General features: G+C 47.0%; 22 protein-coding genes. 15 read left to right on the forward strand and 7 right to left on the reverse strand.

Going from position 1 to position 25,964, the window contains the following annotated elements:
* Positions 1-4: 4 nt before the first annotated feature.
* The 6 genes from rbsB to LZU85_RS02535 all read left to right on the forward strand — a co-directional run bounded on the left by rbsB (position 5) and on the right by LZU85_RS02535 (position 6,179).
* Positions 5-883 (forward strand): ribose ABC transporter substrate-binding protein RbsB, encoded by an 879-nt coding sequence (rbsB, locus tag LZU85_RS02510; protein ID WP_103276829.1) that lies wholly within the window; start codon positions 5-7, stop codon positions 881-883.
* 155 nt (positions 884-1,038) lie between these two features.
* Complete coding sequence (rbsK, locus tag LZU85_RS02515; RefSeq protein WP_130267811.1) at positions 1,039-1,959, forward strand: ribokinase; 921 nt, start codon at positions 1,039-1,041, stop codon at positions 1,957-1,959.
* Positions 1,960-1,979: 20 nt separating this feature from the next.
* Entirely contained in the window at positions 1,980-2,999 is a 1,020-nt protein-coding gene (locus LZU85_RS02520; protein ID WP_237286282.1) for a substrate-binding domain-containing protein, read from the forward strand.
* Positions 3,000-3,237: 238 nt separating this feature from the next.
* Positions 3,238-3,453, forward strand: a complete 216-nt coding sequence (locus tag LZU85_RS02525) for a hypothetical protein (protein WP_217904480.1) — start codon at positions 3,238-3,240, stop codon at positions 3,451-3,453.
* Positions 3,454-3,813: 360 nt separating this feature from the next.
* Positions 3,814-4,791, forward strand: a complete 978-nt coding sequence (locus tag LZU85_RS02530; RefSeq protein ID WP_176297090.1) for a chemotaxis protein CheV — start codon at positions 3,814-3,816, stop codon at positions 4,789-4,791.
* Between the two features lie 224 nt (positions 4,792-5,015).
* Positions 5,016-6,179 carry a D-alanyl-D-alanine carboxypeptidase family protein gene (locus LZU85_RS02535; RefSeq protein ID WP_237286283.1) on the forward strand — a complete coding sequence of 388 codons (1,164 nt, stop codon included), beginning with the start codon at positions 5,016-5,018 and terminating at the stop codon, positions 6,177-6,179.
* A 55-nt stretch (positions 6,180-6,234) separates the two neighbouring features.
* Here the strand turns inward: LZU85_RS02535 and LZU85_RS02540 are convergent, their stop codons facing one another.
* Entirely contained in the window at positions 6,235-8,715 is a 2,481-nt protein-coding gene (locus LZU85_RS02540; protein WP_237286284.1) for a leucine-rich repeat domain-containing protein, read from the reverse strand.
* Positions 8,716-9,016: 301 nt separating this feature from the next.
* Between LZU85_RS02540 and LZU85_RS02545 the strand changes: the two genes are divergently transcribed.
* On the forward strand, positions 9,017-9,697 hold the full coding sequence (locus tag LZU85_RS02545) for a M23 family metallopeptidase (RefSeq protein ID WP_176297093.1): 681 nt from the start codon (positions 9,017-9,019) through the stop codon (positions 9,695-9,697).
* Positions 9,698-9,945: 248 nt separating this feature from the next.
* On the opposite strand, the gene LZU85_RS02550 is transcribed toward LZU85_RS02545, so the two are convergent.
* A complete protein-coding gene (locus tag LZU85_RS02550; protein ID WP_176297094.1) occupies positions 9,946-10,794 on the reverse strand; it encodes a tetratricopeptide repeat protein in 849 nt (282 codons plus the stop codon).
* Positions 10,795-11,254: 460 nt separating this feature from the next.
* Here LZU85_RS02550 and betI point away from each other — a divergent pair, with 460 nt between their 5' ends.
* Genes betI through choV form a run of 6 tightly spaced genes read left to right on the forward strand, consistent with a single transcriptional unit; the run spans position 11,255 to position 18,126 of the window.
* Positions 11,255-11,851 (forward strand): transcriptional regulator BetI, encoded by a 597-nt coding sequence (gene betI, locus LZU85_RS02555; RefSeq protein WP_011151877.1) that lies wholly within the window; start codon positions 11,255-11,257, stop codon positions 11,849-11,851.
* A gap of 18 nt (positions 11,852-11,869) precedes the next feature.
* The gene (betB, locus tag LZU85_RS02560; RefSeq protein ID WP_237286285.1) at positions 11,870-13,330 is read left to right on the forward strand and encodes a betaine-aldehyde dehydrogenase; all 1,461 of its coding nucleotides are present in this window, start codon (positions 11,870-11,872) and stop codon (positions 13,328-13,330) included.
* Between the two features lie 24 nt (positions 13,331-13,354).
* On the forward strand, positions 13,355-15,037 hold the full coding sequence (gene betA / locus LZU85_RS02565; RefSeq protein ID WP_045621147.1) for a choline dehydrogenase: 1,683 nt from the start codon (positions 13,355-13,357) through the stop codon (positions 15,035-15,037).
* A 56-nt stretch (positions 15,038-15,093) separates the two neighbouring features.
* Positions 15,094-16,032 (forward strand): choline ABC transporter substrate-binding protein, encoded by a 939-nt coding sequence (locus LZU85_RS02570; RefSeq protein WP_015727669.1) that lies wholly within the window; start codon positions 15,094-15,096, stop codon positions 16,030-16,032.
* A gap of 55 nt (positions 16,033-16,087) precedes the next feature.
* Positions 16,088-16,930: a choline ABC transporter permease subunit gene (gene choW / locus LZU85_RS02575; protein WP_237286286.1), complete on the forward strand. Its 843-nt coding sequence runs from the start codon at positions 16,088-16,090 to the stop codon at positions 16,928-16,930.
* A 2-nt stretch (positions 16,931-16,932) separates the two neighbouring features.
* Positions 16,933-18,126: a choline ABC transporter ATP-binding protein gene (gene choV / locus LZU85_RS02580; RefSeq protein ID WP_237286287.1), complete on the forward strand. Its 1,194-nt coding sequence runs from the start codon at positions 16,933-16,935 to the stop codon at positions 18,124-18,126.
* 335 nt (positions 18,127-18,461) lie between these two features.
* Here the strand turns inward: choV and LZU85_RS02585 are convergent, their stop codons facing one another.
* Together LZU85_RS02585 and LZU85_RS02590 are read right to left on the reverse strand one after the other, a co-directional pair.
* Positions 18,462-18,722: a DUF3012 domain-containing protein gene (locus LZU85_RS02585; protein ID WP_176297097.1), complete on the reverse strand. Its 261-nt coding sequence runs from the start codon at positions 18,720-18,722 to the stop codon at positions 18,462-18,464.
* A gap of 173 nt (positions 18,723-18,895) precedes the next feature.
* On the reverse strand, positions 18,896-19,885 hold the full coding sequence (locus LZU85_RS02590) for an AraC family transcriptional regulator (protein ID WP_237286288.1): 990 nt from the start codon (positions 19,883-19,885) through the stop codon (positions 18,896-18,898).
* Between the two features lie 119 nt (positions 19,886-20,004).
* Here LZU85_RS02590 and LZU85_RS02595 point away from each other — a divergent pair, with 119 nt between their 5' ends.
* Positions 20,005-22,026, forward strand: a complete 2,022-nt coding sequence (locus tag LZU85_RS02595; RefSeq protein WP_419795950.1) for a TonB-dependent siderophore receptor — start codon at positions 20,005-20,007, stop codon at positions 22,024-22,026.
* Positions 22,027-22,185: 159 nt separating this feature from the next.
* Here the strand turns inward: LZU85_RS02595 and LZU85_RS02600 are convergent, their stop codons facing one another.
* The 3 genes from LZU85_RS02600 to LZU85_RS02610 form a co-directional block, all read right to left on the reverse strand.
* On the reverse strand, positions 22,186-22,803 hold the full coding sequence (locus tag LZU85_RS02600) for a glutathione S-transferase family protein (RefSeq protein WP_237286289.1): 618 nt from the start codon (positions 22,801-22,803) through the stop codon (positions 22,186-22,188).
* 11 nt (positions 22,804-22,814) lie between these two features.
* Positions 22,815-23,846 (reverse strand): NADP-dependent oxidoreductase, encoded by a 1,032-nt coding sequence (locus LZU85_RS02605; protein ID WP_237286290.1) that lies wholly within the window; start codon positions 23,844-23,846, stop codon positions 22,815-22,817.
* A gap of 87 nt (positions 23,847-23,933) precedes the next feature.
* Positions 23,934-24,518: a TetR/AcrR family transcriptional regulator gene (locus tag LZU85_RS02610; RefSeq protein WP_176297101.1), complete on the reverse strand. Its 585-nt coding sequence runs from the start codon at positions 24,516-24,518 to the stop codon at positions 23,934-23,936.
* A gap of 413 nt (positions 24,519-24,931) precedes the next feature.
* Between LZU85_RS02610 and LZU85_RS02615 the strand changes: the two genes are divergently transcribed.
* Positions 24,932-25,900, forward strand: a complete 969-nt coding sequence (locus LZU85_RS02615) for a calcium/sodium antiporter (protein ID WP_176297102.1) — start codon at positions 24,932-24,934, stop codon at positions 25,898-25,900.
* Positions 25,901-25,964: the final 64 nt, after the last annotated feature.

Below are 25,964 nucleotides of genomic sequence, written 5' to 3' on the forward strand. Positions count from 1 at the left end.
AACAATGAAAAAATTGGCAACACTGATTTCTGCTGCACTACTAACCTCTACCGTTTCTCTTGGTGCGCAGGCGCAAGATACGATGGCGATCGTTGTTTCGACGCTGAATAACCCATTCTTTGTCACCATGAAAGATGGTGCGGAAACGCGTGCAAAAGAGCTGGGCTACAACCTGATCGTTTTGGATTCGCAAAACGACCCGAGCAAAGAGCTTTCGAACGTGGAAGATCTGACCATTCGTGGCGTTAAAGCGATTTTGATCAACCCAACCGATTCGGATGCGGTTTCGAATGCGATTCGTATTGCTAACCGCTCCAAGATTCCCGTTCTAACCCTAGACCGTGGTGCAAGCCGTGGCGACGTTGTGAGTCATATTGCGTCAGACAACGTGGTGGGCGGTGAAATGGCCGGTAATTTCATCGTCGAAAAAGTGGGCGAAAAAGCGAAAGTGATCCAGCTTGAAGGTATTGCAGGAACATCAGCGGCGCGCGAACGCGGAGAAGGCTTTATGAATGCGGTTAAAGGCAGTCATATGGAACTGCTTGCGAGCCAACCTGCGGATTTTGACCGCACTAAAGGTCTGAACGTGATGGAAAACCTACTGGCAGCGAACCCAGATGTTCAAGCGGTCTTCGCACAAAACGATGAAATGGCATTGGGGGCGTTGCGCGCCATTCAAGCGTCGGGCAAAGAGGTGATGATTGTGGGCTTTGATGGCACGGATGACGGTATCGCTGCGGTGAATCGTGGCAAACTGGCCGCAACCATTGCCCAGCAGCCAGACCTTATCGGTGCGCTTGGTATTGAGACTGCAGACAAAGTGCTGAAAGGCGAACAGGTTGAAGGTTACATCCCTGTTCCACTGAAAGTCGTAACGAAATAATTGTCATGTTATGCCTCTGACGTTGCTCAGAGGCATAAACGCCCGATGCCATTGAGTTTTTGGTTCGCGCTTCGCTCTCTAGCAAGCAGAAAACTCAACGTCATCAGTGTCGTTTTACAATGAACAAAGCTCATTCAAGAGCTGAGGAATACCCAATGAACAAGTTAGTGGTTTTAGGTAGTGTTAACGCAGACCATGTGCTTCAAGTCCCATCTTTCCCACGTCCTGGGGAAACGTTACATGGGCGAAATTATCAAGTGATTCCGGGTGGGAAAGGGGCCAATCAAGCCGTTGCCGCTGCACGTTTAGGCGCAGATACGGGCTTCATCGCTTGTGTTGGGGATGACTCGTTTGGCATCAATATTCGAGAAAACTTCAAGCTTGACGGTATTCAAATCGATGGCGTGAAGATGCAGCCCAATTGCCCAACAGGTATCGCAATGATTCAAGTCGCAGACAGCGGCGAGAACAGCATTTGTATCTCGGCGGAAGCCAATGCCAAGTTAACCGAGGCGGCCATTGAATCGGATTTGCCACGTATCCGTGATGCCAGATTTCTTCTTATGCAGTTAGAAACCCCTATCTGCGGGATAGAGCTTGCGGCCAGAGAAGCTAAAGCGGCAAAAACCAATGTGATTTTAAATCCAGCACCAGCGCGCACCTTATCCGACGAGCTATTAGCATCCATCGACGTGATCACACCAAATGAGACAGAAGCTCAGGTGTTAACCGGGATTGAGGTAGTGGATGATGAAAGCGCTCAGCACGCCGCCAATGTCTTACATCAAAAAGGCATTGAGATCGTCATGATTACGCTTGGCTCTAAAGGGGTTTGGCTCAGCGAAAATGGCAGGGGGCAACGCATCTGCGGTTTTAAAGTCGACGTCACCGATACAACCGCCGCGGGAGATACTTTTAATGGGGCATTGGTCACTGGTTTATTGGAGGATATGCCTTTAGAATCAGCGATTAAGTTTGCTCATGCAGCGGCGGCGATTTCAGTGACTCGATTTGGAGCGCAAACTTCTATTCCAACCCGTAAAGAGGTCGATGAGTTTTTAGCCGCGCACAGTTAGCCAATAATTAGGAGAACAACATGGCTACGATGAAAGATATTGCAAAGCTTGCTGGTGTTTCCACATCAACCGTTAGCCATGTCATTAATAAGACCCGTTTTGTCAGTGAAGAAATTGCAGAACGGGTGAATCATGCGGCTAAAGAGCTCAACTATTTTGCCCCTTCCGCCTTAGCCCGTAGTTTAAAAGTCAACCGAACCAATACCATCGGAATGCTTGTGACGACCTCAACTAACCCTTTTTTTGGTGAAGTGGTTAAAGGGGTAGAGCGCAGCTGTTATCAAAAAGGGTACAACTTAATTCTCTGCAATACGGAAGGCGACCACGAGAGGATGAAATCGTCGATAATGACCTTGCTGCAAAAACGCGTCGATGGTTTGATTCTGATGTGTTCTTCGCTTGAAGGCGAGCGTTTAGATGTGTTTGAGCGCTACCCTGATATTCCCGTGGTGGTCATGGATTGGGGCCCGATGCTGTTTAGTAGCGATAAGATTCAGGACAACTCGTTACGCGGTGGCTATCTTGCCGCGAATTACCTCATTCAAATGGGGCATAAAGAGATTGGCTGTATTACTGGCCCACTGATTAAGCATCAAGCTCAAATGCGTTATGAAGGCTATAAGCGGGCGCTCAATGAGCACGGATTGTCGTTCAACCCTGCGTGGATTGTGGAAGCGGACTTCGAATGCGAAGGAGGCTATCAAGCATTCAAAAAAATCGTCGCCAAAGGCCCTTTGCCAAGTGCTCTGTTTGTTTGCAATGACATGATGGCGATGGGGGTGATCAATGCTGCCAATGAACTGGGCGTGGAGATTCCTCATGACCTTTCTATTATCGGTTATGACGATATTCACATCGCTAAATTTATGACGCCTTCGCTTACCACTATTCATCAACCCAAATATCGTTTAGGCCAAGCAGCGGTAGAGACCCTATTAAAGAAAATTAATAAAGAGACCGCAGAAGTGCAAGTGGTACAGCTTGAACCGACATTAGTAGAGAGAATGAGTGTAACGAGATACGGTAAAAAAGAGAGGTAGTTCATCTTTCATCTTTTTTTGTAAAATTTCCTTACACTTGTGAGCGTTTTGTATGCAAAGCTAAGTTGCTTTTGGAGCTCACTCTCGGCGGATTGAAAGTGATTCTGTTTCTCAATATTAAATAGGATCAATCGTGTGATACTCAGCCAAGAATCGCTATCAATAGTTGTTAATACGAACACTGTGTGGTCTTATTGATATATCGATAAGTTAATTATTACAAGCATTGAGTTGCGATATGATTGGTAGAAAATACGCTCATTTTTCAGTTAAATACCCTTGGGTTCATCGTTTTAATCTGTTGTTCACACTGGCGATATTTATCGTCAGTTGCTATGAGTTACTTGCCAATGAAAATCTACGGTATGGAGTTGGTATCGCAGTCACCTTTTTGATGGTTTTGGTATTTGCGTTGGCATCTGAATTTAAACGAAAATACCTCGCTCATGAGTAAACAAACGTCATCACACAAACGCTAGCAAACAAAAAGCACCTTCTCGTAAGGTGCTTTTTGTTTGATGGTCAGTAGCAAGGTGGAATCTGTCGTCTGTGGCTGCAAACGTCCGTTGAGTTTGATGAGCCAAGAGCAGTGCAAGAAACTGCAGCGAACTGAAAAACTACGACTATTATTGAAAAGAACAGGGTTTTTACTTTGGTAAAAGTGGTGTAATGCTATTTTTTGTTTAAATATTTGAAGTACTGGGTTGTTTACTGATTTACAAAACTGAGCCAAGCAGTAAAAATAAATCTATCGATAAAAACTATTGCCTGTTTTTAGGCTGGTTTTTGCTAACCATGAAAAGTATTTGCAATCATGAGCTATTCAAGTAGTACAATTTTGACCGAAAGCGGTACCAATGAACTTGAGATCATTGAGTTTCATTTAGAGAAAATGCTACCTAACGGTAAGACAAAAACGTGTTATTACGGTATCAACGTCGCGAAGGTTCGTGAGGTGATTCAAGTTCCCGAAACGACAGATTATCCGAATGCGCAGCCGCATATGGTCGGAGTCTTCTCCTCTCGCGATATTTTGACGCCTTTGGTGGATCTTGCTGGGTGGTTGGGGGTTCCAACACGTCCTGATGTTGAAAGAAAATTTGTTATTGTTACCGACTTCAACAAGATGACCAACGGCTTCTTGATTGACAGCATTAGCCGTATCCATCGCATTTCATGGAATGATGTAGAGTCACCAAGCCAGTTTTTAGAAGCCGGGGAACAAGATTGCGTCGTTGCAGTTGTGCGTAAAGATGGCAACCTGATCATGATCCTCGACTTCGAGAAGATCATTGCAGATATCAACCCAGAACTTAGCATGGAAAAATACGACGTTAAGACAGACCGTAGCGTCGATCTTAACCAACGTATGGTTGTGAAGCGTAACGCCAAAACGATTATGGTCGTGGATGACTCGGCCTTCATTCGTTCTCTGATTCAAGATACCCTAACATCTGCTGGGTACAATGTGATCGCCTGTAAAGATGGTGGTGAAGCGCACGATAAATTGATGAACTTGATCGAAGTTGCTCGTGAAGAGAACTTACCTCTGAGTGAGTTGATTGATGCGGTGGTGACTGACGTTGAAATGCCTCGTATGGACGGTATGCATTTAGTCAAGCGTCTTCGTGAAAGTGAAGCGTACAAAACAATACCAATTGTGATGTTTTCTTCATTGATGAGTGAGGACAACCGTTCTAAAGCACTGGCTTTAGGTGCCAATGACACCATTACCAAACCTGAAATTGGTCGTATGGTTGCCATGATGGATAAGTACGTGTTTAACGCTTAAGTGCAAATGAAAGTCAGTGGAGCTTGCGATAAGGGAGCTCCACTAAACATACCCCCTCTCTTTTTTCCTCATTTCCCCATTTTGCGAAACAGTGCCAACTCATTGGTATGTGAGCAAATTGCGACATTTTTCGAAGAAACGTAACCATTCGTAACCTAGCGACTGAAACCTGAGTTAACTGACATATACTCGGGGGTAGTTTTTATTTGACGATGGCTGCTTTCATGAAATCTATTGTTTCTCTTACTTCCGCTTTGTGTGCCAGCGTTATGGCATTTTCCGCTCACGCCGCGCCGACCGTCATTCCCGATCCTCCCGCTTTGGGCGCCAAAGGCTATGTGCTGATGGACTACCATTCAGGGGAAGTATTGGTCGCCAAAAATGCCGATACTCAGTTAAATCCTGCCAGTTTAACCAAATTGATGACGGCGTATGTGGCAGGGCAAGAAATGAATCGCGGCAACATTCGCTTTTCAGATCAAGTGGTGATCAGCCGTAACGCATGGGCAAAAAACTTCCCAGATTCTTCGAAAATGTTTATCGAAGTCGGTACTTCTGTGAGCTTGGAAGACCTCTACCGAGGTCTGATCATCCAGTCGGGTAATGACGCGAGTGTCGCCATCGCCGAGCATGTGGCAGGTAGCCAAGATGCGTTTGTCAGTTTGATGAACTCGTGGGCCGACAAGCTAGGTTTACAAAACTCCGCCTTCACCAACCCTCATGGTTTGGACAGCACCGGTCTCTATTCAACACCACGTGACATTGCCAAGTTGGGGCAGGCGATCATTCGTGATTTGCCTAGCGTTTACCCGATGTACAGTGAAACCTCATTTACTTACAACGGAATTACGCAATACAACCGCAATGGATTGCTGCGAGACCGAAGTATTGCCGTGGATGGCATGAAAACAGGCTTCACCAGTGGCGCTGGTTACAGTTTGGCGACGTCTGCCACCAGTGGCAACATGCGCTTAATTTCGGTGGTGATGGGGTCCAACAGCACTTCAAGCCGTGAAGCGGAGAGCAAACAACTGCTGAGCTACGGTTTCCGCTTCTTTGATACGGTTTCCCCAACGAAAGCGAATCAGCCGCTGGCAGACACTCGAATTTGGATGGGAGAGAAGAATCAGTTAAGCGTTGGTCTTAAAGAGGACATTTTCCTTACCTTACCCAAAGGGGATACCAAAAAGCTTCAAGCTGAGCTGGTTTATCTGCCGGACTTATCAGCGCCAATCTTGCGTGATCAGGTGGTTGGTCAGGTGATTTATAAAGTTGAAGATAAGGTGGTAAAAGAGGTCGATCTTGTGGCGTTAGAATCCGTTGAGCAAGGTGGGCTGTTTAAACGCATTACCGATTGGTTTAAGCGTTGGTTGAGCAATCTTTTTTAATCTTGTCGCAAACGACAAAAGCCGTGAAAGGTCGCCTTTCACGGCTTTTGTTTTATTAAAGGTGCGCGTGGCACTCGTCATTTAAGGTGCTTTTGCTCATGGGCGTTGTCAAAAATACCTTGCCAAGCATTTGGTCAAACAGTGCCAGTTGTTCAAGCAGTTGGGTACTGAAGCGGTTATTTTCCGCTCTCAGGCACCAAAAACTTGCCGCTGTCGGTGTGTCGAGATCCACAAGATCAGAGTTTGACACATCCAAAGTTCGTAATTGACGCAGCCCCGATAACTCGATGTTCACCAATGGGTTATTTTGAACTTCCACATCAAAAACATTGACCGCTGGAGACAAGTCCACGTCTTTCAACTGATTGTGAGAAAGCACGATGAAACTCAGTCGGCTTCCTTCGGCCAATTGAACGGAAGTGAGTCGATTGTGAGCCGCATCCAGATCCGCCAGCTCTGGGTTCGCACTCAAGTCGAGTTGAGCGAGCTGGTTGTTTTTTGCATCAAGCAGAAGCAACTGCGGATTGTGCGATAACGCCAAGGAGGTGAGTGCGTTATCTGCGATATAGAGCGTTCGCAAGTTCGGATATCGCGCCGCATTAAACTGCGTGAGCCCCTTCCCAGACGCCCCAATCAACACCATACCCTCCTGAAGCTGATTGAAGTCGATATCGGTGACGCGAGTATGACTCAGATCGATTTCTTTGATGGGGAGGAGCGGGCCATGTAGGGTGCGCAATTGAGTGCTATTGCCTGCCAGAAGCGCCGCTATTTTCTGGCTTTGCGAAAAGTCGATGGTCGTGAGGTCGGTTTCGCTGATCTCTAATCTTTCTAACTCAAGAAGTGGCCGAATATTGAGTGTCGAAAGCGGGTTTTTCGACACGCGAACGTCGGTGAGCGCGAGGTTGTTGGCTAAGCTCAGTTCCGTTAGTGCATTGTTGCCCGCATAGAGAGCAGTCAGAGCGGGTAACTCTGTCACCCTCAAGGTTTGCAGTTTGTTGTCGCTCACGTTCAAGGTGCGTAGTTGCGGTAGAGAGGGTGCAATAAACTGGTTGAGCTGTGTTCCGGTGATTTTGAGCGTGATTAAATCCGGCATGTTTGCTAATTGCAGTTGATTTAGCCTCGCCATATGAAGGGACAAGGATTGCAAAGCGATTTGCTGACTCAAATCCAAATCTGCTATCTGACTGCCATTGACCGTCAGTTGTGTCAGAGCAAAGTTTTGCGATAGGGTGAGGCTTTGCAGCGTGTTAATACTGACTAACGTCAGTGAACGAAGCAACTTATTGCCCGAGAAGTCGAGTGTTTTCAGTGCAGAACCTTGGAACGACAAACTTTCAATGTTGGGTACATGGTCCGAAGAAAAATCGGTAAACAGACGTGACTTGATGGTCAATTTTGCAAGGTTGGTAAAGTTGACCAAATCGCGGCTGGTATTGATTTGGAAAGAAGAAGCGCAGTTAAGTTCCGTCACCTCGAGTGTATTCTGCCACCCTTTCAGCGTGCGGTGCTGATCCACACAACGTTTGAGCGCTGGGTCGAGGTATTCAATGGCGTTAAAGCTGTGCTCTGCGGCAGTGATGGCAAGCGTTATTCTGGCGTTGCCAATGCCGCCTTGATTGTCTGTCACTGTAACCATTAAGCCGATGCTGTCGCCTTGCGTCCATTGTGTCGGTACAGAAAAGGTCACATTGGCTTGAGTTGCGTCATTGAGCGTGACGCTTGGTCCCGATAACTGTCTCCAGCGATAAGCGACAATGTTGCCATCTGCATCAGTGGCGTGTGCTGTGAGCGTCACGTTGGTGCCTTCTACCACGGCTTTATCTTCTCCAACTGAAACTTGCGGACGCTGATTGATCGCGCTGTCCTGTACGGTGACGATCTGTTGGTCTTGCGCGGTTGCCCCTAAGTTGTCAGTCACGGTGACGCTGAACACCAGATCCGTATCGTTATCCACTAAAGGTGCTTTGAACTTTGGATAAGCTGAATGGACATTCGAGAGGGCCACCGTCGGGCCACCGGTTTGCCGCCATTCGATTTTTTCTATCTGTCCGTCTTCATCTCGGGCGGTGACATTCAGTCCGTCGGCAAAGGCGCCTTCTTCTACGCTAAAGGGCGAGCCTGCTTGTACGGTGGGGGGGAGGTTGTGTGACTGAGGAGTGGGTTTGATGGTAATGCGAATCGTATCTTGTGCTTGGTTGCCTTGAGCGTCGGTTAACGTCAGTTCAAACGCGATGGTGGTTTCTACCGCGACAGATGGAAGGGTGAACTTAAGACTTTTCTGGTTAAAAGGGGAGGCATCTAAGCTAGGGCCTTCGGTTTGTCGCCACTGAAACGTGGGGGGAAATGCGCTGTCATGCTGGTATTGAGGAACGATTTCTATGGTGTCATTGGCATTGTGGAAAAGGTCTTGACCCAGTTCGACGGATAAATCTCGGCTGGAAGGGGGCGCTGTTGAGGTGTTATCGCCAGAAGACCCACCGCCGCATGCGGTTATGAGCAACAAAATTCCGGATATTACAAAGGTTCTAATCATCACTTTCTCTCTGGTTATTTTATAAATTATTCTGTTGCATATAAAACCACCTGAGCATTGCGTATGTGAATGTGTAATCGATTGCATTGGGCTGCAAATGTGAAATGAATCGTAAAGATGTCGATTCATTATTGCTCAATGGGAGATTCAGCAATATCAACGTCACTCACCCAATTGTTTGAGAGGGCTATGGATGAACTCTCGTAAGAAAAGCCTTTTAAGATTTTTGCTTGGCCACTTTTTTTGCAATGTTCGTCAAGGGTGTCTTTGGGATTAAGTTGAACCATACATGGATGGCTAGATGTTACTAAAGTTGCAGAATATCACTCTATTTTTACTGCTTTCATTGGTGTTTATTTTCCTGTTTTGGGGGACGAAAACCTATTCTGAAAAACATCGATTAAATGCTGAGCAGGAGCTTGATCGTGTGCATCGAGAATTAACCGCGGTGCTTGAAGATAGTGAGGTATCTTATCTTTTTCCCCTTGACCGCCGCACCGTTTTGCAGGAGTACGCCGCATTTAACGTTTCTCCACGCTTTCCCAATCTTTATCACGCGGCAATAGACTATCATGTTCAAGCGGGTTCCCCTGTCTATGCGGTGGCTGATGGCAATGTAAGTTATTCGGGTGAACAAGAAGAACACCTTGGGCTGGTCATTATTGACCATTACAAAGAAGGGCTGCATTCACTCTATGGGCACCTCTCGACCAAACAAGCAGTGGTGACTCAGGGGCCAGTGAAACGAGGCGCTATTATCGGTTACGTAGCTGAGCCTATGATACATGAAGGCGATAGCCGTGTGCCGCATTTGCATTTTGCACTGCGTTTAGGAATCAAATCAGATTATCCTGAGTCGGGAGAGGGACGTTGGATGGCGGGCTATACGAGTGCTATGCCTGTTTTTCACGGTTTTATTGATCCTGAGCGATTCATTATGCAGACCATTCAATGGGATAAATGGACGTTACAGGAGCGTTAGGGATTGTGTCTTATTGCTTTTTCGTTAGACTGTGTGCGCAACGCAAGCTAAGGAAGAAATTATGATGTTAATTGCCATCAAGTTACTCAAACTCGCGGTTATCTGCGCGGTCTTTTTCTCCATTTACGATTTAATTGAGTTTGGTGAAATCACTTGGTTCACCCGCTTTTTTGGGCTGTAAAAAATAACTCGAGACGATGACTTGTCTCGAGTTTTACATCCGCAGTCTTTTTGCAAACTTTTTCGTTCTAACTCTCTTGGCCGCGAGCGATCATGCGATCAAAATTCGGGTTACCGTGTAATGGTTCCAAATCGGGCTCATTAGCGATGAGGTCGCGTATTGAAGGGCTTGCTTCGATTGCTCGTTCGAGATCGTCGATCGACTGCTCTTCCAAACCCAGACGAGAATATGCACAGGCTCTTTGGTAGAGTGCGGGGGCATTAGAACTGTCCATATCCAGTACGCGGTTACAAAGACTGAGTGCCCAGTTGTACTCTTTGATTTCCATTGCAGCATCGGCTTTGTAGGTGACGGCCTCTAAGTCGCCCGGCCTTATCGCCAGAATCTCATCGTACACATCAATACGCTGCTCAGCGGTTGGCATACTTTGCGCTCTTAACCACAGGTTATGAATCTCATTGATGATTTCGATCTCTCGGTTGTTTTCACTGATGATGCGTGTTTTGCGTTTCAAATCTCTTTCTAACGCAATGAACTTCTTCTCATACTTTTCTGCAATGGTTTCCAGCCTTTTATCGGCCATTGCTTTGGTGTTGTTTTTTAACTCCCTTAATGATTGCCAGCCAACAAAGGCGACAAGAGAAGCAACACCGGCAATGATGTAGAAGAAGTAGGTAACGGTCACATTGGCATAGTTCAGTGACTTATCGGCTACTGAGAGTTCGCGCTCGGTAAACTGAACGGTTAATCGCTTTTCTAAGTCTTGTTGATCTTGTCTTAGCGATTTGAGCTCATCAAGGATGTATCTCTCCATTAATGGCCTATCGAGCAACTCGCTGTCGGAATACGTTTGTTGCTCGGCCTGTGCGGGCAAGTTGATGCTGATTAGCATCATAAATATGAATAAAACTCGCATAGAAGGACGGCTCCACCTTTAGGTATGTTGTGCGAATAGCGGTTCGGAGTGTGAATAACGAAAAGCAGAATGCACTGAACTGCTTTCGCCCACCATCCAATACTCCATCTCTCACTCAGTTAAGAGAGGGCAATTCTAAAACGTTAAATGATTCGATGTCTAAGTAAATTTCTTTTAATTTTTTATTTGTTAACAAATGAAGGTTAATTAGTGAATTGGATGTTAATTGTCGTGTTTTGTTACTAGGTTTGGCTACTTAGCTTTAAAAACAACACGTTAAAAATTTCGTTTTTGTTTGGTTTTTGTGCGTGAGTGGCGTTGGATGTGTTGAGTTGTGTATGAGTTTTGTTGGGTGATTGAGCTTTATGATCGACGGTAAAAGTGGCTTTATGGTTTGAGATCTAATTATTTTTATGCCATTTTAATTTAACTAATCGTTCAAATAAAAAAAGGAACACGGATGCCCAAGGTAGGAATGCCAAAGATTCGCAGGCCACAATTAGTCAGTGCGACCATGACGGTCATTGACCGTGTGGGCTTGCACGGCGCCAGTGTTTCTTTGATTAGCCAAGAGGCGGGTGTCTCTAGTGGCATCATCAACCACTACTTTGGTGGTAAGCATGGACTGCTTGAAGAAACGATGCGCGATATTTTGAGGCAGTTATCTTGTGATGCAACAAAACGCTTGAATTCACTACCGAAGCAGGCGCATATGCAGAGAATCAACGCGATATTGGATGCTAATTTCGTTGGCTTTCAATCTGAAAGCAAGGTGATCAAAACATGGTTGGCGTTTTGGTCTTATTCCATGCATGACGAAGCGTTAAAGCGTTTACAGCGCGTTAATGAAAAGCGCTTGCTTTCACATTTAAAGCGAGAACTCAAAGCGTTGATGAGCAAAGAGCAAGCCGACATTGTCGCCCAAGGCATTGCCGCGCTTATCGACGGGATCTGGCTGCGTGGAGCGCTTAATCCTGAAGGTATTAATGCGAACAAAGCGCGCATCATTATTAACGATTATTTAGAAAAACAGCTCACGTTTTATTCACAACAATAACCTAGAGTCAAATTTCAGATGGAAGTTACAGCACATTACATTGGAGGGAAGCCTTTCGTTGGTGACACTGGCGAATCTTTTGCGACCTTAAATCCAGCAACCGGAGAAGTGTTAGCACACATCGAGCAAGCCGACGAAAGGGTGTTAGCTCACGCCATCGAGAGCGCGAAGCTTGGCTTTTCTGTGTGGTCATCTATGAGCGCAGCCGAGCGCAGCCGATGCTTACTCAAAGCGGCGCAGCTGATTCGCGATCACAATGATGAACTAGCAGAGTTGGAAGTGCACGATACGGGCAAACCAATTCAAGAAGCGAGTGTGGTTGACATTGCCACTGGCGCAGATGTTATCGAGTATTTTGCTGGATTAGTGAATGGCTTAGGTGGCGAGCAACAATCCCTTGGTTCCAATCAGTTTTTTTACACCAGAAGAGAACCTCTGGGCATTTGTGCAGGCATCGGCGCTTGGAATTATCCGATTCAAATTGCAATGTGGAAAGCCGCGCCTGCATTAGCCGCTGGCAACGCGATGATCTTTAAACCCTCAGAAGAAACGCCACTTTCGGCACTCAAACTGGCTGAACTCTTTACGCAAGCGGGCGTGCCTGATGGCGTGTTTAACGTTGTTCAAGGGGACTATCGTGTTGGGCAAATGCTCACCGCGCATCCTGAAATCGACAAAGTCTCATTCACCGGTGAGTCTGGCACCGGCAAGAAAGTGATGGCCGATAGCGCTGCGACACTCAAGCCCGTCACCATGGAATTGGGGGGGAAATCGCCCTTGATTATTTTCGATGATGCCGATCTCGATGATGCTGTCTCGGCAGCAATGGTGGCAAATTTTTACACTCAAGGTGAGGTGTGTACCCATGGCACGCGAGTTTATGTTCAACGAGCGATGTACGACGCGTTTGTTGAACAGCTAAAAGAGCGCACGGAAAAGCTCATTGTCGGCGATCCAATGAACATGGAAACGCAAATTGGCTCACTGATTTCTAAATCGCATCTAGAAAAAGTACTCGGTGCTATTTCGAGTGCGAAAGAGAGCGGTGCAACGTTGCTCACTGGTGGTTTCCAGGTGACGGAAAGAGGGCTAGAGAAAGGGTGTTTTGTTGCGCCTACCGTCTTTGTCGATTGCCGCGATGAGATGCCTCATGTGCAAAATGAAATCTTTGGACCTGTCATGTCTGTGCTGGTGTTTGATGACGAAGATGAAGTCATTGCTCGCGCGAATAACACCCAATACGGCTTGGCCGCTGGGGTATTTACGCAAAATCTATCCAAAGCCCATAGAGTCATTCACCAACTGCAAGCGGGCATCTGCTGGATAAACACTTGGGGAAATTCACCCGCAGAGATGCCGGTGGGTGGCTACAAGCTGTCGGGTATTGGCCGCGAAAATGGCCAAGAGACGTTACTGCACTATACGCAGACCAAAAGCGTGTTTGTCGAACTGGGTGCGTTCGACTCCACTTACGCTTAATCAATCAATAGTTAGGAGAAAAAAATGCAGCAACACTACGATTACATTATCGTCGGTGCGGGTTCCGCTGGCTGTGTGCTAGCGGATCGACTATCAGAGAGTGGTGATCACAGTGTTTTATTACTCGAAGCGGGCGGTTCCGACAAGAGTATTTTCATTCAAATGCCAACGGCGCTCTCTTACCCTATGAACTCAGAGAAGTACGCTTGGCAATTTGAAACCGATGCAGAAGCGGACTTAGATGGCCGTCGTTTACATTGCCCAAGAGGGAAAGTGCTCGGGGGCAGTTCCTCCATCAACGGCATGGTTTATGTTCGTGGTCATGCCTGTGATTTTGATGAATGGGAAGAACAAGGGGCAAAAGGCTGGAACTACCAAGCGTGTCTGCCGTATTTTCGCCGAGCAGAAAACTGGATTGACGGGGAAGATGAGTATCGCGGTGGCGATGGGCCATTAAGTACCTGTGCTGGCAATAAGATGACGCTGAATCCACTCTATCGCGCGTTCATTGATGCGGGTAAGGAGGCCGGATATCCAGAAACATCGGACTACAATGGCTACCAACAAGAAGGCTTTGGTCCGATGCATATGACGGTTAAAAATGGTGTGCGAGCTTCAACCTCAAACGCATACTTAAGCCGTGCCAAAAAAAGAAGCAATTTCAAACTGATCAAAGGCGTTGTGGTTCAACGTATCTTACTGGAAGAAAAGCGTGCCGTAGGGGTCGAGTTTGAACTGGCAGGCGAACTGCGTACTTGTTTTGCCAAAAATGAAGTGATTTCCAGTGCGGGCTCGATTGGCTCGGTGCAACTGTTACAGCTCTCTGGCATTGGCCCTAAAACAGTACTTGAGAAGGCGGGGGTGACGCCCGTTCACCATCTGCCAGGCGTTGGACAAAACTTGCAAGACCATCTCGAAGTCTATTTCCAATACCATTGCCAAAAGCCCATCACCTTGAATGGGAAATTGGACTGGTTCAGCAAAGGGTTGATTGGAACCGAGTGGATTTTAACGCGCAAAGGGCTTGGGGCGACCAATCACTTCGAGTCTTGCGCCTTTATTCGCTCACGTGCAGGTTTGAAATGGCCGAATATTCAGTACCACTTTTTGCCCGCGGCAATGCGTTACGATGGACAAGCCGCCTTTGATGGTCATGGCTTCCAAGTTCATGTTGGGCCAAACAAGCCTGAGAGCCGAGGCCGTGTTGAGATCGTCTCAGCCAATCCGTTGGACAAACCCAAAATTCAGTTTAACTACTTATCGACCGAGCGCGATCGTCAAGATTGGCGAGATTGTATCCGCCTTACTCGCGAAATTTTGGCGCAGCCAGCAATGGATGAGTTCCGTGGTGAAGAGATACAGCCCGGCATCAATGTCGCGACCGATGCGGAAATCGATCAGTGGGTGAAAGAGAACGTTGAGAGCGCGTATCACCCTTCGTGCTCATGCAAAATGGGCGCAGATGATGACCCAATGGCGGTGCTCGATGAAGAGTGTCGTGTACGAGGAATCACCAACCTGCGCGTAGTGGATTCATCCGTTTTTCCCACTATTCCTAACGGCAATCTTAATGCGCCTACCATCATGGTGGCGGAAAGAGCCGCTGATTTAATTTTGCATAAACAGCCGTTGCCTCCGCAGCGCTCGAAGGTTTGGCTAGCCCCGAGTTGGGAAACTCAGCAGCGGACTGGAGAGCCGATGAGATAAGCCACGCCAAACAGCGTGCCCTCATAAAAGTCAGTAATCATTACAAGGAAAAAACAATGTCTATGACGACAAAAACACTTTCAATCATGGCCCTGAGTGCCTTTTCGTTTACCGCCGCTGCCAATCAATGCCAAACAGTCCGTTTTGCGGATGTCGGCTGGACCGATATCACAGCAACAACCGCAGTGACTAGTCAGCTGCTCAAAGGAATGGGGTATCAAACCAAAACGGATCTGCTTTCTGTTCCTGTGACCTACTCGTCAATGGCCAACGGTGATGTGGATGTCTTTCTCGGAAACTGGATGCCAACCATGGAAGGGGATATCGCGAAATACCGAGATTCAGGGGAAGTGGAGACTGTCAAAGCCAATCTTGAAGGCGCTAAGTACACCTTAGCGGTACCTAAATATGTCTATGAGCAAGGTGTGCAGAGCTTTGCCGATATCAGCAAGTACGCAGATAAGTTCAAAAATCGTATCTACGGCATTGAACCCGGTAACGATGGTAACCGCCTAATTCAAAGCATGATTGACCAAAACGCCTTTGATTTAAAAGGATTCAGCTTGGTGGAATCCAGTGAAGCAGGCATGGTGTCGCAAGTGGCGAGAGCAGTGCGCCGAAACCAATGGATCGTCTATCTGGGTTGGGCTCCGCATCCAATGAATAGCAATGTAGAGATGGTGTACCTGTCGGGAGGGGATGACTTCTTTGGGCCAAACTACGGCGGCGCCAATGTCTACACCAATGTGCGAGAGGGTTATCTCTCTGCGTGTCCGAATGTGGGTCAGTTACTGCAAAACCTCACGTTCAGCTTAGAGATGGAAAACCAGCTCATGGAAGCGATTCTCAACCAAAAAGAGAAACCTGCCAAAGCAGCGTTGAACTGGCTAAAACAACATCCTGAGCAGATAAAAACGTGGCTTGAAGGCGTAAAAACGCTCGAGGGCAAACCGGCAGCTCAAGCCGTGATTGACTACGTAAACACACAAGCTTAAGAGATAAAGACAGGCGGGCAATCGACAGCCCGCCCAACAAAACAAAGGCAATACAGTGAACTTTATAACTGAAAACAAACTCCCGTTCGGTGAGTGGATGGAAATGGGCGTCGATTGGTTAACACTCAACGCAGCCGGTTTTTTTGATGCGGTCGCTTTCTTTTTGGAAAGCATCATTTTATTCGTCGTGGACGTATTTAAATGGATGCCGCCAGCGGTGCCAATTATCGCTACAGCACTGATCGCTTGGTTTCTGCATCGCAGTATTGGGTTAGTCCTCTTTGTGGTCTTGGCTCTGCTGACCATTTTAAATCTTGGCTACTGGCAAGAAATGCTGGAAACCTTTGTTTTGGTCTTCGCCGCGACAACGATTTCCGTATTAATTGGTGTGCCGATTGGGATCATGGCTGCGCATCGTCGTTGGATATACACCTTGCTAAGGCCAATACTTGACCTGATGCAAACCGTGCCGACTTTTGTTTACTTGATTCCTACCTTGGTGTTATTTGGCTTAGGTATTGTACCTGGGCTTATCTCAACCATTATTTTTGCTATCGCCGCGCCGATACGTTTGACCTACCTCGGCATTACCAAAGTGCCGGAAGAGCTGGTTGAAGCGGGCAAAGCTTTTGGCGCTAACCGGCTGAAGTTATTGCTTAAAGTAGAACTGCCTGCCGCTTTGCCTAGCATAATGGCCGGTATTACTCAGTGCATTATGTTGTCGCTTTCTATGGTGGTGATTGCTGCGCTCGTTGGTGCGGATGGATTAGGCAAACCTGTGGTTCGCGCGCTCAACACGGTGAACATCGCTCAAGGTTTTGAAGCCGGTTTGGCGATCGTTCTGGTGGCGATAATTTTGGATCGCCTTTGTAAAACACCTCAGCAGAAGGAGGCCTAATCATGGATGCCATTACAATTAAGAATGTTGATGTGGTTTTTGGCGATAAGCCAGAGCACGCTTTGGCGCTGCTCGATCAAGGTAAAACGCGCCAAGAAATCATTGATGAAGCAGGCCAAGTGGTGGGGGTGAACAAGGTTTCTCTATCCATCAAAGAAGGCGAAATCTGTGTATTGATGGGTTTGTCCGGTTCAGGCAAGTCGAGCTTATTGCGAGCGGTGAACGGCTTGAACAGCATATCTCGTGGGTCGTTGCGTATAAAAGATGGGGACAAACAGGTCGACCTAGCGCAATGTGACGACGCAACGTTAAGGCATTTACGAACGCATCGTGTTTCCATGGTTTTCCAAAAGTTTGCGCTGATGCCTTGGCTCACGGTGCTCGACAATGTTGCGTTTGGCCTAGAAATGCAAGGTATGGCGAAAAAGCAACGCCGTAAAAAAGCCAAAGAACAGCTTGAAATGGTGGGGCTTTCGGAATGGCAGGATAAGTATCCACACGAACTGTCGGGAGGCATGCAGCAACGTGTTGGCCTAGCGAGAGCGTTCGCGATGGACACCGACATTCTCTTGATGGACGAACCTTTTTCCGCCTTAGATCCGTTGATTCGCGCTCAGTTGCAAGATGAACTGATTCAACTGCAGAAAAAAATGAACAAAACCATTCTCTTTGTCAGCCATGATTTAGACGAAGCACTAAAAATTGGTAACAACATTGCGATCATGGAATCCGGTTGCTTGATACAGCATGGCGCGCCAGAAGAGATTGTGTTGTCTCCAGAAACCGATTATGTGAAGGATTTCGTGGCCCACACCAATCCTCTCAATGTTCTGAAAGGTCGTACTTTGATGCTCAGCAAAGAATCATTGACGCAGACTGATGGCGCATGGCAAGTGTGTGGTAGGCAGGATTTGTGGTTGGAGCAGTCGGACAAGCAGATGATCTTACGCAATTCAGACAAGCGTCTGCTGGCTTGGCCTTGTGAGCAGCGAGATCCTGTGGTTGATGACAATGTGCTTCTTGTCGCTTCACCCGATCTGGATATGCGCGAGATGATCGCGTTGAAAAAGAAAAATAGGCAGCCGATTTTGTTGGCAGAAGATGATCAATTTGTTGGCGTGCTCGATACGGAACATATCTATCAGGCATTGCTTGGAAACTACCAAAGCAGCGCATCGGCGAATGGCTTGGCGTAGTTTTTAGTGATACTCACTCAATAGCGGAGTAAGAAACCAAGATGGTTTGTCATGCAAACCATCTTGGTTGTTTTGAAGGGGACTAAGATTGTTGTTCCTTCAACATCAATGCCTTACTGCGCTCAATCACAATGATTGCCACTGCAAGAAACAGAATATCTTTCACTAGGAAGAAGTTCGTGACCAATTTGCGTAGGAATAGTACTGCTGGGTGAAAGCGTGAAATGAGTAATACTGTGCATTAGATCGGGCTATGAATCGAAGTGGGTGACTCTCTTCTTTTCAAACTGAAGTGTCAGATCTACTCCAAACCATAACAACTAAGGGTAATACAACTAAATTATGCAGTATTTTGCGTAAGATGTAGCTTCTTTGGCTGTCCAGTCACCTTTGGATTTCTCGTCCATATCCTCACACCAGCTCTTGCTACCAATCTCGTTGTTGAGTAGGCAGTGTTTGGCAAAGTCTAGCGTGTTTTGCCCGTTCCATTCGCTTTTCGGCTTATCGCGCATGTCGTTGCACCAATTTTCACTACCCACATCGTTACAAGCTGAGAGTGTTACTGCGCTTAACACAACAAATAGTGTTCTTTTCATTACGTCCTCATATTCGAGTCATTTTCTTCGCGCATTACTATACAGAATGGATTGAGGTTTGTGTTAATTCATGGCTAAAACATGTGCTCTTGTTTCAATGAGAGGGCTCACTGTACGGATTGTGTCGCTATCGAACTGACTCCTATGTTCGTTGAGCCGTTCGATAGTCTGTTTTAATTGATTGTGTTCCTCGAGATGGGTTTTGCAATGGTATGTGGCGCAACACCAAAATGGCGTTTGAAGGCATTGGTAAAGTTAGAGGGGTGCTGATAGCCCGACTCGTAAGCCGCTTCAGTCACCGACATTAAACCACTTTCGAGGTGTATCTTGGCCAACTGGAGTCGCCGATAGCGAATATAGGCATTGGCAGATAGGCCTAACGCTTGGTTAAACACTCTTTGCAACTTAGAGACACTAATGGAAAACAGCTGTGCTAAGTGGCTGAGTTCCAGATTACGATTTAGATTTGCATCAATATGAGCGAGGACGGGTTCAAGCAAGTTGACTTGGTGTTGTCTGCTTGGTGAATCGGATTCAAGATCGAGTGGCTGCAACTGCTCCAATGCCAAGGCGATAAGTTGGTGGCAGGTGCATTCAAATGTGAGTTTCTCTTGCAATGTACTTGGTGAAGGATGGGTAAGCAGTTGTGTGATTAGGTCTCGCATCTGAGCTGATATGCGCAATGTTTGGCTCGCTAGATGCGTGAAAGTGAATCGATACGCAGCGTCTTGGGCACCAAAATGCCGCTCTAACCAGTGCGGTGCTAAAGCGATGTTCAACTTTTTTACACTATTTTCCGCCTTCAAAATCCGTCGAAAACGCACAGGCTTGGTTAGGTTGATCGCCACGGCATCAACAGGCGTGCCTGCGTGCAGTTCAAACGCTTCATCATCGAAACCAAAGGTGACGTTGCCTTCCAATATAAACACCAAACTCAAGCTCGGTGACGCACTCGAGATGACTTCACAGCTGCATCGTTCAACAGTGGTTCCTCCTTGTACAACAATCCCCTCACCATAGCGATAGTTGAGGAAACGCCCTTCGGTGAGTAACGGAGAGCCGATGATGCCTCTGCCAATGATCTGCTGGTTATCGTCTCTTTTTACACATTCGGTTAGAGCAATTTTTCGGTGGTTGTACAGGCGCGTTTCGTTTTGTTCCATGCTGACGTTTCCTCATAACTTGTCGGTTGTTCCGCATAAGCATTTGACCTTGGTCTCATAGCATCAGGATTCTATTATGTTTGAGAATTATTATCATTATCAATATTTGGAACAATTCCATGGAACACACAAAATACCATCGTTTTACACTTTCATTGCTTTCCTACTCAGTCGCGCTTGGCATGTCGAGTGGTGCGATGGCCCAAGAAAATAGTGCCTACGACCCGCAAACCAATGAAAGACAAATCGTTTGGGGTACGACCGTGTCCAGTAACACAGAGTCGATGGCGTCGGATGATATGTCGTTAAAGCAGGCGGATCACATGTCTGATTTGCTACGTGACATTCCCGGTGTCGATGTGGGCGGCACGCATTCAGTCAACCAGCGAATTACCATTCGTGGCTTAGGTGAGACAGATTTGGATATTCGACTTGATGGCGCTTCTCAACATGCCAACATGTTTCATCACATCGGCAACTTAACGCTCAACCCTGATATTTTGAAATCGGCAACGATTCAAGTAGGTAACAACTCGGTGGTGCAAAATGGGCTAGGTGGCTCGGTGTTTTTCGAAACCAAAGATGCGCGTGATCTTCTCCGCTATGGCGAGACCATTGGTGCCCGTGTTTTCGCTGATTACCAAACCAATGACAGCCAACAAGGATCGCTCACTGCTTATGGTCTGGCTGGTGAGCAGTTTGACTGGATGCTCTATGGCAATTACTTGAATCGAGATGACTTTAAAGATGGAGAAGGAACCACATCATTTGGTTCTGCTGGTGATGTGTACAATATCTTAGCGAAAGTGGGTTTTGAACCGAGTGAGCGCCATCGTTTGGAGCTGACTTACGATCTCTATCGTGACAAAGGTGACTATCGACCAAGACCCGATATGTCGGGCAGCGCCAACCAAGGGCTTTCCCAAGCAATCCTGATTCCAACGCAATATGATCGTGATACGGTCACTTTAGGTTATGAACTGTTAGGAGAGCAGCACAAAGGGCGTGCTAGTCTCTATTCAAGCAAAACGGAAATCACACGTGATGAGTCTGTTATTCCAGCAGGGCGCTGGCCGGCAAATCGCTTGAGTGAAAATGTGGCCCAAAACCGCAATACAGGTCTAAACGCTCAGTTTGTTTCTTATTTCAATGGGTTTGGCCTAGAGAACGCAATGACTTATGGTCTCGATTACATGGACAAGCGATCCAGTGCGACGTATGGCGGCAGTAAATACATGGAAGAATCCGCGGATTCTTTGGCGCTGTTTGTGGAAAATCAGCTATGGATTACAAAAGACTGGTCAGTCACCGGAGGGTTACGTTGGGATGACTACACAAGAGATGCGGTCAATGATTCTCGCGAGTTTGATGATGTCACTTGGGCGCTAGCGACAGAATGGCAAGCCACTGAACAGCTGGCTCTGTTTGCGAGTACACGTAGCCTGTTCAAAGGGCCTGAACTTATGGAAACCTTTATTCGAGCTCAGCACTCGACGTACTTGACCGATGATCTTAAGGCTGAAACGGGTCAGAATACGCAAGGTGGCGTGAAATATCGACAAGCGTTTGGTGAGCATAGCGTCGCTGCCAATGTAACGGTGTTTGATACACAAATTGATGATTACATTGCTGAGTCCTATCAAGGTGCGACGAGAAGTTATTTGGTTTACAACCTCGGTGATGTGGAAATCAAAGGCTTTGAGGCCGCTGTCACTTACGGCTATGACGCATTCAATGCGAAATTGTCCTATGCGAAATCGGACATGAAAAATAAACAAACAGGTGGCCCGGTTGCCGCTGGCAATGGACGTAGTATGGATATGGGCGACAGCGTTGCGCTTACGCTAGATTACTATGCAGGTTCACTTGATCTTCTGCTTGGTTGGAGCTCGATAGTGGTGCTAGAAGAAGATAATGTTTTCGAAGGCACGCCAGTTAAAGAAGGTTACGATGTACACAACCTATATGCCCAATGGCTGCCACAACAGGTTGAGGGATTAACCGTCACATTTGGCGTTGATAATATCTTGGATGAAACCTATACCTCTCACGCCTCACGCTCGGGTTTTGCGAGAGGTTATAAGTTGGATGACTATGAGCCGGGAAGAAACGTCAAGCTTTCTGCAGCATATCAATTCTAGGCGTTTGCTGTGCAAGTGGGGCTGATGTTCTGCCCCACTAATTTGAAAAACGAATAATCGCGGACGACGGCTTTCTTAGGCTTTTGCAAACTGTAGGGCTTTCTGTTTAAAAAAAAGCCAGCCGTATCAGCGGCTGGCAAAGGCAGTGTTTAAAAGGCATCAGTTGTATTGTTGTTCCAGCGCTTGCGCTTTAACAAAGCTTGGGTGACTGGCGAGTGTATCCGCGTAACGGGCAATGTTCGGATACTGCTCAAGCAAACCAAATTGCTGCACAATCTCGACAATGAACGAGTTCATGATGTCGGCACCGGAGAGCGTCTCACCAACAAGGTAGTTTTTGCCCTGCAAGCTTTGGTCGAGATAACCCACCACTTTGTTGATTTCCGCATCTGCGTACTGAGCAAGAAACTGCGTTTGCGCGCCATCTTTGGTTAAAAAGACTTTAAGCAGCAAAGGCAAAATGCCTGAGCTTTCCGCAAAATGCAGCCATTGCAGATATTCCACGTAATCAGCGCTCTCTGGTGCTGGAGCCAATCGCAGTGGGGCGTGTTTGGCAATGAGGTATTCGGTGATCGCGCCTGACTCAGCAATCACTTTACCATCGGCTTCGATGACCGGTGATTTGCCTAGTGGGTGGATCGCTTTCAGCTCTGGTGGTGCTAAAAACGTCACGCTGTCTCGCTGGTAGGCGACAACTTGATAGTCAACGCCCAGCTCTTCCAATAACCAAATGATACGCTTTGAACGGGATTTGTTGAGATGATGTAGAGTGATCATACCTAGAGCTCCTAGCGTGGTTGATTGGTTTGGACGACCATTTTGCCGAAGTTTTTCCCTTCAAGCAGGCCAATAAAGGCGTCAGGCGCGTTTTCCAGCCCTTGGACAAGATGTTCACGATAGTGAATTTTTCCTTGTGCTAGCCATTGGGTCATGTCCGCGGCAAACTCACCATAGCGATGGCCGTAATCATCAAAAATGATGAAACCTTGCATCTTGATGCGTTTGATCAACAGTTGCGCCATCAGCATAGACATGCGATCTGGACCTTCTGGCAGTGATGTGGCGTTGTACTGGGAAATCAAACCACACAGTGGAATGCGTGCACCAGTGTTAAGCAACGGCATCACAGCATCAAAGACCTTTCCGCCGACGTTTTCAAAATAGATGTCGATTCCGTTGTGGCAAGCTTTTGCTAATTGCTCGGCAAAGTCAGCCGCTTTGTGGTCGATACATTCATCAAAGCCCAGCGTATCTTTGGCAAATTGGCATTTTTCTTCGCCACCGGCAATGCCAATGACGCGGCAGCCCTTGAGTTTACCAATTTGTCCCACCATAGAGCCGACCGCGCCTGTTGCTGCGGCAACCACCAATGTGTCCCCTTCTTTGGGTTGACCAATATCCAATAGGCCCATGTAGGCAGTAAATCCAGGCATGCCCATCACACCAAGTGCATAAGAAGGGTGGCTAGGCTGTTTGCCTAATTTGATCAAGCCTTCACCGCTGGAAAGCGCGTAATCTTGCCAACCTGTGTAAGCCAACACCCATTCACCCACTTCAAACTCGGCGTGGTTGGATGCTTCAACTTGGCAAACCGTGCCACCGACCATGACCTCATCGATACCAACGGGTTCGGCATACGATTTGGCATCGCTCATGCGGCCACGCATGTAGGGATCGAGTGACAGATAAACAGAGCGTAGCAGTATTTCACCTTGGGCTGGTGTTGGGATGTCACTCTGTGTAAGCGCAAAGTTTTCTGCGGTTGGTGCGCCTACTGGGCGAGACGCGAGCACGATTTGACGGTTTGTAGGGTGAGTCATCTATTCTTCCTTTATTAGACCGGTCGTCTAGTGTTTATTTCAAAAAATCCCGCCAGCAAGGCGGGGTGTCGATAACGTATTTGAACGTTACCCTTTGAGTATCTGTTTGGTGCTGGCTAAGCACTGTTCTAAATGCGTTTGATCCTGCATTAACTTATTTAACAAGCTGGCACCTAGCCATTGTTGGTAAAGCTGCTGTGCGGTAGCCGTGGCATTGTTTACCGAGATCGAACCATCATCAATGCCAGTTTGTACTGCGCTTGCCAACGCCAGAATAACGCGTTGTGCACCTTGCGAAAGGGTATGACGCATCGTTTCAGATAGGTCAGATACCTCAGCACTGAGCTTCACCACAAGACAGCGATTGGCATTACACACACCATTTTCAATCGAAAGCCAACGAGAAAAATACGAGATAAGGTTGTCAAAACCAGAGTCATTTTGCTGGTTAAAATGCGCCTCTAAGCGAGCAAGGTATTGATGAAAATATTCCTCAATCAATGCTTGGCCAAATTGCTCTTTCGACTTGAAGTAATGATAAAACGAGCCTTTCGGCACGCCTGCTTCTTTCAACAATTGCGACAATCCCACGGCAGTAAAGCCCTGGTTGACGACGAGTTGATAGCCAACGTCAAGAATGTGTTGGCGAGTGTCATTGGTTTTCGTATTCATGAGCGGCACTATAAATGATATTAGACCAGTCGTCTAGTGTTTGGCTGGTGTTTGATCTTATAACGATCAATTTGTTTTCTTTTCTCGTGGTTTGGTAATAGAATAGCGCCGCTTAAGGGAGTAGCCTTCCTCATGGTTTGAGGAGTGAATATCAACAGTCTCCGAGCTTAATGCTTGTGGTATTCACGTTCATCTGTTCTGGCAAGACTTAAGCAAAGTTTGAATTTGGGTAGCATTTCAAACTTTGCTTCGGTTAAAGCCTACCCGAGATACGAGTATGCATGCGATATTACATGTACTTGGTATCGGAGAGCAGACGTAAGATTCCCGTCATTTCTACACTACTTCTCTGAACTGCCATTACACATTTATCAAGCTTACTCATGTAGTCATTTTCTTTTCAGGATACAAACATGTTACTGGCAAGTGTTGCAATTATTTTAGGCTTCGCGCTTTTGGTTTGGAGTGCGGATAAATTTGTCGAAGGGGCCGCTGCGAGTGCCAAATACGCGGGAATGCCAGCGTTACTGATCGGTATGCTGGTGGTCGGCTTTGGTACCTCAGCGCCAGAAATGGTGGTCTCGGCGATGGCAGCAATGGATGGCAATCCTGCATTGGCGTTGGGGAACGCACTGGGTTCCAACATCGTAAATATCGGTTTGATCCTTGGCGTCACGGCCGTGATTTCTCCGATCGTGGTGCATTCCAACATCATTCGCAAAGAGATTCCGTTGTTGCTGCTCATTACCCTATTACTAGGGGGGATGCTGTGGAACCAAACCATTAGCTTGATGGAAGCGTTTGTGTTGCTGGCGAGTTTCTTTGCTATGGTTGCTTGGTCAATTTGGAGTGCGATGCGTGCCAAAAAAGACTCTCTTGCCACAGAGTTTGAGCAAGAACTGGACGTACCTCAGCTTTCTAAAGGGATGGCTATTTTCTGGTTGATCGCCGGTTTAGTTCTGCTTATCGTCAGCTCAAGAATGCTGGTGTGGGGCGCAGTAAACATTGCTCAGCAACTGGGCATCAGCGATTTGCTCATTGGCTTAACCATCGTCGCTTTAGGTACCTCTTTACCAGAACTTGCCGCATCGATTGTGGCTGCAAGAAAAGGTGAACACGATATTGCTGTGGGTAATATCGTCGGTTCAAATATGTTTAACTCATTGGCAGTGGTGGGGATCGCAGCCAGTATTGAGCCAATCGAAAATATTGGTTTAGAAGTGTTTTGGCGAGATTGGGCAACCATGCTGTTTGTCACGTTACTATTGTTAGTGACCGCTGCGCGCTTTGGCAAAAAACAGACTATTACTCGAATGGAAGGCGCTGCACTGCTAGGTTGCTATGTGGTTTATAACGGTTACTTGGTTTACGGTGCGTTATAGGATTTCAACGGTAAATTAACCGCTAGAGCAAGTCGAACAATCCAGTTACCAATCAGAGTTGTGC

Source organism: Vibrio floridensis (assembly GCF_021852965.1).
GTDB lineage: Bacteria > Pseudomonadota > Gammaproteobacteria > Enterobacterales > Vibrionaceae > Vibrio > Vibrio floridensis.

What these genes read in the sequence shown, in the direction of transcription:
- rbsB (WP_103276829.1), top strand. Translation starts at nt 5, where the DNA reads ATGAAAAAATTGGCAACACTGATTTCTGCTGCACTACTAACCTCTACC.
- rbsK (WP_130267811.1), top strand. Translation starts at nt 1,039, where the DNA reads ATGAACAAGTTAGTGGTTTTAGGTAGTGTTAACGCAGACCATGTGCTT.
- LZU85_RS02520 (WP_237286282.1), top strand. Translation starts at nt 1,980, where the DNA reads ATGGCTACGATGAAAGATATTGCAAAGCTTGCTGGTGTTTCCACATCA.
- LZU85_RS02525 (WP_217904480.1), top strand. Translation starts at nt 3,238, where the DNA reads ATGATTGGTAGAAAATACGCTCATTTTTCAGTTAAATACCCTTGGGTT.
- LZU85_RS02530 (WP_176297090.1), top strand. Translation starts at nt 3,814, where the DNA reads ATGAGCTATTCAAGTAGTACAATTTTGACCGAAAGCGGTACCAATGAA.
- LZU85_RS02535 (WP_237286283.1), top strand. Translation starts at nt 5,016, where the DNA reads ATGAAATCTATTGTTTCTCTTACTTCCGCTTTGTGTGCCAGCGTTATG.
- LZU85_RS02540 (WP_237286284.1), bottom strand. Translation starts at nt 8,715, where the DNA reads ATGATTAGAACCTTTGTAATATCCGGAATTTTGTTGCTCATAACCGCA.
- LZU85_RS02545 (WP_176297093.1), top strand. Translation starts at nt 9,017, where the DNA reads ATGTTACTAAAGTTGCAGAATATCACTCTATTTTTACTGCTTTCATTG.
- LZU85_RS02550 (WP_176297094.1), bottom strand. Translation starts at nt 10,794, where the DNA reads ATGCGAGTTTTATTCATATTTATGATGCTAATCAGCATCAACTTGCCC.
- betI (WP_011151877.1), top strand. Translation starts at nt 11,255, where the DNA reads ATGCCCAAGGTAGGAATGCCAAAGATTCGCAGGCCACAATTAGTCAGT.
- betB (WP_237286285.1), top strand. Translation starts at nt 11,870, where the DNA reads ATGGAAGTTACAGCACATTACATTGGAGGGAAGCCTTTCGTTGGTGAC.
- betA (WP_045621147.1), top strand. Translation starts at nt 13,355, where the DNA reads ATGCAGCAACACTACGATTACATTATCGTCGGTGCGGGTTCCGCTGGC.
- LZU85_RS02570 (WP_015727669.1), top strand. Translation starts at nt 15,094, where the DNA reads ATGTCTATGACGACAAAAACACTTTCAATCATGGCCCTGAGTGCCTTT.
- choV (WP_237286287.1), top strand. Translation starts at nt 16,933, where the DNA reads ATGGATGCCATTACAATTAAGAATGTTGATGTGGTTTTTGGCGATAAG.
- LZU85_RS02585 (WP_176297097.1), bottom strand. Translation starts at nt 18,722, where the DNA reads ATGAAAAGAACACTATTTGTTGTGTTAAGCGCAGTAACACTCTCAGCT.
- LZU85_RS02590 (WP_237286288.1), bottom strand. Translation starts at nt 19,885, where the DNA reads ATGGAACAAAACGAAACGCGCCTGTACAACCACCGAAAAATTGCTCTA.
- LZU85_RS02595 (WP_419795950.1), top strand. Translation starts at nt 20,005, where the DNA reads ATGGAACACACAAAATACCATCGTTTTACACTTTCATTGCTTTCCTAC.
- LZU85_RS02600 (WP_237286289.1), bottom strand. Translation starts at nt 22,803, where the DNA reads ATGATCACTCTACATCATCTCAACAAATCCCGTTCAAAGCGTATCATT.
- LZU85_RS02605 (WP_237286290.1), bottom strand. Translation starts at nt 23,846, where the DNA reads ATGACTCACCCTACAAACCGTCAAATCGTGCTCGCGTCTCGCCCAGTA.
- LZU85_RS02610 (WP_176297101.1), bottom strand. Translation starts at nt 24,518, where the DNA reads ATGAATACGAAAACCAATGACACTCGCCAACACATTCTTGACGTTGGC.
- LZU85_RS02615 (WP_176297102.1), top strand. Translation starts at nt 24,932, where the DNA reads ATGTTACTGGCAAGTGTTGCAATTATTTTAGGCTTCGCGCTTTTGGTT.